Raw genomic sequence first — 3920 nt, forward strand, 5'->3', positions numbered from 1 at the left:
CTGCAACCGCCAAGTATGCGTACCACCACCCCAAATTCTTGCTTGAACTTGGTTCTGACCAATTAAGCTTGCCCGGTTACCTTCAATTTGAATAGCTTTGATGGTATCTTCTTTTGAAGCAAAATATTGCATTTCTTCATTTTGAATTTGGTCAATCCACTCCAATTTAGACTGCACATACCCCGTCATGTGGGTTAACTTCATAGTTGGTGCCAAAATTTCATTTAACCGACTGAGGTTTTTCTGAACCATAGCAATATTTTCATCACGATACAATTGAATAATTATTTCTTTATCCGTCATTCTTACCACGCTTTCTTTACTTACATCAAGCATGATACCAACTTTTCTATGCCAAAACCATTCAGAAATCAAGGGTCATTCATAAGTAAAAATTATGCAAAGGTTTGTTTCAATAATTCAGCAAAAGTTTCGGTATAATAACCTGAATTATTAGCTTGCCAATAAGCGTAATAGTTCTGAATCAATTTTTGGTCCCCTTTAACCAAAGAAATCATTTTAACAATATCTTTATCTAATTGTGTTCTCATCCGCTGATTGATGATCAAATACCCCTGATTAGACGCGATCAACATTTGTGCCTCGTCATAGCTTTTAGCAATCACAAACTCACTTTTGACACCTAAAACATTGCGATAATACTCCTCTTCTGAGACTTGCTGATGACCATCAATAATCAAAATACAAGGAATATCCACTAAGTCAGCAACGTCGATTTTTTGTGCCTCAAATGGCAACGAATTGTTAACGGCAACCATAAACTCACTAGCAGTCAAAAATTCATTTTGATATTCATTGGATAAGGCCCGCCGTTGATCAGAAAAATTCAAATCAATTTTTCCTGTCTGTAATAATTCATAGAGTTCTTCGTGCGTGCCACTACTAATTTTGATTTTCACTTTAGGACACTCCTGAGTAAACTTCGAAACAGTTTGTAAAAACTCGGTAGTCCCAAAACTTCTTAAATAGCCAACCCGCAACTCGACCTCATCATTCTTTTCAATTTTGATAGTTTTCTTTATAAGTTGGTCCACATCCACCAAAATATCCTGACTATGACTATAAAAGTATTGACCCGCTTCAGTAACTTCAAAGCTGCGTCCTTTCCGATTCAATAACTTCACACCAAGTTGACTTTCTAGCTCCTTCATTTGCTGAGAAATCGCTGACTGCGAAATGTGGCAGTCCACGGCCGCTTGAGTAAAACTATGATTATTAACGATTGCGATAAAATACTGCATCTGTTGAAACATTACCGGCACCTCAACCTTTACAAAATTATCTTTGAATGTTCAAATTTGTCATATTATTTTAATTAGTATAACCTTAATCAACAATTTGAGAAATGTTTTGCAGCAGAACCTGAACCGATTCTCTGCCATGCTTATAAACGAAAAAAGCCACTAGCTATCTAGCTAATGACCTTTTGAATATTATTTTGCATTTAGTCCAACGCTATCATGTGCATAATAATCATTATCGACAATCGCATTCTTGACAAAATCCGCAATCGAATTGATTGAGACATCATGCCCACCAAATGGTTCGCCTTTTTTCGTGATTTCATAATCAACAGGACCACCAGTAAACCAGCCCGGACGAATCAGGGTGTAGTTCAAATCAGAAGCTTCAACAACATCGGCGGCTTCCCGATAAGTGCGTAGCATTGGATTACTACTCAAATTTCCACTAGCACCAACCGAAGCGGGAATTTCATCATAAATACCCATTGAAGTAATAAACAGCAACCGTGAAACCTTATTTCGGTCCATTGCCGCAACAATTTTTTGGGCAAAGCGACCTAAAGAACCACTCAAGGCAACAAAAACAACGTCTTGTTCTGCAATCGCCTTGTCTAAGTCACTATCTTTAGTAACATCGCCAGCGATAACACTTTCACGCTCACTAGTCTTTAATCGATTGGCACTTCTAGCAAACAACGTTAACTGATTATCGGTTTCATTCAAAAGCGTTTGTCGAACTACACCGCCAATAGTCCCCGTTGCACCAATAATTAAAACTTTCTTCATGCTCCCTCCTATTTATCACTGACAATGACCAATGACTTAATCGCCGTCCGTTGGTCCATTGCTTCGTACGCAGCTTGAATATCATCTAACATAAACCGTTTCGTAAAGACTTGGCCGGGCTGAATTTTCCCCGTCAAAACAGCATCTAACAAAACTTGCTTGTCATCCGTCGTTACAGCAGCAATCCCACCACGTAAGCCAATGTTCTTCCAAAAAAGATTATTGGTATTCATTTCAGCCTTTTGTGGGACCCCAACGCGGCCAACAACCGCACCAGGGCGGCCAACTTTGACTGCTGTGTCAACGGATTGTTCAGTACCTACACATTCAAGCACCGCGTCAGCCCCAGTTTCGGTCAAGGCCATCACTTTGGCAACCGCTTCATCACCCCGTTCAGCGATAATGTCCGTGGCGCCAAATGCTTTTGCTAACTTTTGCCGATCTTCATGGCGACTCATTGCGATGATCCGCTTAGCGCCAAGCAATTTTGCGGAAAGCACCCCGCTCAAACCAACGGCACCATCACCCATCACAACAACGGTATCATCTTTTTTGACTTCTGCGCTAGTTGCGGCGTGGAAACCCGTTGCCATCACGTCAGCTAAGGCTAAAAAGTTGTTCAGCATGTCGTCAGAATAATCTTCGGGTTGTCCAGGAATCTTAACTAACGCCCAGTTTGCATTAGTAAAGCGTAAGTATTCACCTTGATAGCCACCGTTACCGCCGGCTTCTTGGTTTAAGCAATCCCCATCAAAACCGGCTAAACAAGCGGCACAGTGCCCACAACCATGGGTGAACGGCGCAATCACAAAATCGCCTGCTTGTACATCTTTAACGGCTGAACCAACAGATTCAACAATTCCAATTGCTTCATGACCAACGGTTGAGCCTGCTTGGCGTTGTGAAATCCCGCGGAACCACCACAAATCCGACCCACATACACCGGCCCGGAGCACCCGAATAATTGCATCGGTTGGCTTTTGAATAGTTGGTTTGTCGTATTCTTTAACTTTGACTTTTCCTGGTTCAATAAAAGTTGCTGCTTTCATAATAAACTCCCCTTAAAATTCTATTTCTGGACGCCATTGTTACGAACTTCTGAAACATTACCATACCAATATTGTGCGGTAATTCCGCCATCAACCAAGAAATCACTCCCTGTGATAAAGGCACCACGGCGATCCATTAAGAGTTCCGCCAAATTGGCAATTTCATCGGGTGTTCCTGGACACTTCGTAACCATTAACTCGAACATCTTTTTGTAACCCGCACCACGCGGCCCGTTCAATTCGTCAACGGCTAATGGTGTCATGATAATACCGGGGCTGATCGTGTTGATCCGTGCACTGTGAGCTTGCCACTTAACCGATTCGGCAGCGACCCGTAAAACATTGGTTCGTTTCGCATATTGATAAGCCGCCAATGAATCCTTGATCACGTCCGGTTGTAAAATTGGTAAATCCAATAATTCTTCAGTCGGTGTCATAGCCAAGGCTTGATTATCTGCTTGTGATAAGGCGGGTAATCGGTGTCCTGATTGCGACGAAATGACGATTCCCGCACTACCGGGAGCCATGACTCGACCAAATTCTTCTAACAAAACAGCAGTCCCGTAAAGGTCCACTTTGAGCACTTGCTCTGGGCTCGCTTGGGATGGTGAAACGCCAGCCGCGTTGACCAATCCCATAATCTTACCAAGCGATTGTGCCTTAGCAACCACTGTCTTAATAGATTCCCGTGATGAAAGATCCGCTTGGATGGTCTCAACGTTAAATCCAGCTTCCGTCAAGTGTTGTTTCATTTCAACTAATTTTGCTTCATTATAGTCTGCCAACAATAAATTTCTACCGGCAGCGACACGTCGAACAA

At 42.2% G+C, this 3920-nt stretch carries 5 protein-coding genes; all 5 read right to left on the bottom strand.

Annotated features, from left to right (window positions below; genetic code table 11):
• Positions 1 to 336: nuclear transport factor 2 family protein (locus AB3112_RS09175; RefSeq protein WP_367334347.1), on the bottom strand; the 336-nt coding region annotated here is incomplete at its 3' end.
• 59 nt (positions 337 to 395) lie between these two features.
• Positions 396 to 1274 carry a LysR family transcriptional regulator gene (locus tag AB3112_RS09180; protein ID WP_367334348.1) on the bottom strand — a complete coding sequence of 293 codons (879 nt, stop codon included), beginning with the start codon at positions 1272 to 1274 and terminating at the stop codon, positions 396 to 398.
• 180 nt (positions 1275 to 1454) lie between these two features.
• Positions 1455 to 2051 (bottom strand): NAD(P)H-binding protein, encoded by a 597-nt coding sequence (locus AB3112_RS09185; protein WP_367334349.1) that lies wholly within the window; start codon positions 2049 to 2051, stop codon positions 1455 to 1457.
• Between the two features lie 8 nt (positions 2052 to 2059).
• On the bottom strand, positions 2060 to 3100 hold the full coding sequence (locus AB3112_RS09190) for a zinc-dependent alcohol dehydrogenase family protein (protein WP_367334350.1): 1041 nt from the start codon (positions 3098 to 3100) through the stop codon (positions 2060 to 2062).
• Positions 3101 to 3120: 20 nt separating this feature from the next.
• Positions 3121 to 3920: SDR family oxidoreductase (locus AB3112_RS09195; protein WP_367334351.1), on the bottom strand; the 800-nt coding region annotated here is incomplete at its 5' end.

This window comes from Lentilactobacillus sp., from assembly GCF_040773105.1.
In the GTDB taxonomy this organism is placed as follows: Bacteria; Bacillota; Bacilli; order Lactobacillales; family Lactobacillaceae; genus Lentilactobacillus; species Lentilactobacillus parabuchneri.

Bases quoted from the DNA above. Each gene is read 5' to 3' on its own strand.
- AB3112_RS09190 (WP_367334350.1), bottom strand. From the start codon at position 3,100: ATGAAAGCAGCAACTTTTATTGAACCAGGAAAAGTCAAAGTTAAAGAA.
- AB3112_RS09180 (WP_367334348.1), bottom strand. From the start codon at position 1,274: ATGTTTCAACAGATGCAGTATTTTATCGCAATCGTTAATAATCATAGT.
- AB3112_RS09185 (WP_367334349.1), bottom strand. From the start codon at position 2,051: ATGAAGAAAGTTTTAATTATTGGTGCAACGGGGACTATTGGCGGTGTA.